The 1,400-nt window shown below is 56.4% G+C and carries 1 rRNA gene; it reads right to left on the bottom strand.

Annotated elements, in window-relative coordinates:
* Nucleotides 1–1,400: ribosomal RNA gene (locus ACFYP3_RS37830) — 23S ribosomal RNA — on the bottom strand; the annotation flags it as partial.

Genomic DNA, 1,400 nt, shown 5'->3' with positions numbered 1-1,400 from the left:
TCACCAGTGATGGCCCCCCTTCTCCCGAAGTTACGGGGGCATTTTGCCGAGTTCCTTAACCATAGTTCACCCGAACGCCTCGGTATTCTCTACCTGACCACCTGAGTCGGTTTAGGGTACGGGCCGCCATGAAACTCGCTAGAGGCTTTTCTCGACAGCATAGGATCATCCACTTCACCACAATCGGCTCGGCATCAGGTCTCAGCCTTAATGAGGGACGGATTTGCCTACCCCTCGGCCTACACCCTTACCCCGGGACAACCACCGCCCGGGCTGGACTACCTTCCTGCGTCACCCCATCGCTTACCTACTACAAGTCTGGTTCGTCGGCTCCACCACTTTCCTTTCCCCGAAGGGTCCGGAACGGCTTCACGGACTTAGCATCGCCTGATTCGATATTGGGCGTTTCAAAGCGGGTACCGGAATATCAACCGGTTGTCCATCGACTACGCCTGTCGGCCTCGCCTTAGGTCCCGACTTACCCTGGGCAGATCAGCTTGACCCAGGAACCCTTAGTCAATCGGCGCACACGTTTCTCACGTGTGTATCGCTACTCATGCCTGCATTCTCACTCGTGAACCGTCCACAACTAGCTTCCGCTGCTGCTTCACCCGGCACACGACGCTCCCCTACCCATCACAGCGGGCGTTGGCCCTATTGCTGCAATGACACGACTTCGGCGGTACGCTTGAGCCCCGCTACATTGTCGGCGCGGAATCACTTGACCAGTGAGCTATTACGCACTCTTTCAAGGGTGGCTGCTTCTAAGCCAACCTCCTGGTTGTCTCTGCGACTCCACATCCTTTCCCACTTAGCGTACGCTTAGGGGCCTTAGTCGATGCTCTGGGCTGTTTCCCTCTCGACCATGGAGCTTATCCCCCACAGTCTCACTGCCGTGCTCTCACTTACCGGCATTCGGAGTTTGGCTAAGGTCAGTAACCCGGTAGGGCCCATCGCCTATCCAGTGCTCTACCTCCGGCAAGAAACACACGACGCTGCACCTAAATGCATTTCGGGGAGAACCAGCTATCACGGAGTTTGATTGGCCTTTCACCCCTAACCACAGGTCATCCCCCAGGTTTTCAACCCTGGTGGGTTCGGTCCTCCACGAAGTCTTACCTCCGCTTCAACCTGCCCATGGCTAGATCACTCCGCTTCGGGTCTAGAGCGTGCAACTCAATCGCCCTATTCGGACTCGCTTTCGCTACGGCTTCCCCACACGGGTTAACCTCGCTACACACCGCTAACTCGCAGGCTCATTCTTCAAAAGGCACGCAGTCACGACCCATTGGATAAATCCAATGAGCGACGCTCCCACGGCTTGTAGGCACACGGTTTCAGGTACTATTTCACTCCGCTCCCGCGGTACTTTTCACCATTCCCTCACGGTACTATCCGCT

The sequence above is a fragment of the Streptomyces sp. NPDC005533 genome, from assembly GCF_042871845.1.
Classification (GTDB): Bacteria; Actinomycetota; Actinomycetes; order Streptomycetales; family Streptomycetaceae; genus Streptomyces.
Note: the sequence above shows the minus strand (reverse complement) of the source record. Positions and strands in the feature narration are given on the sequence as shown.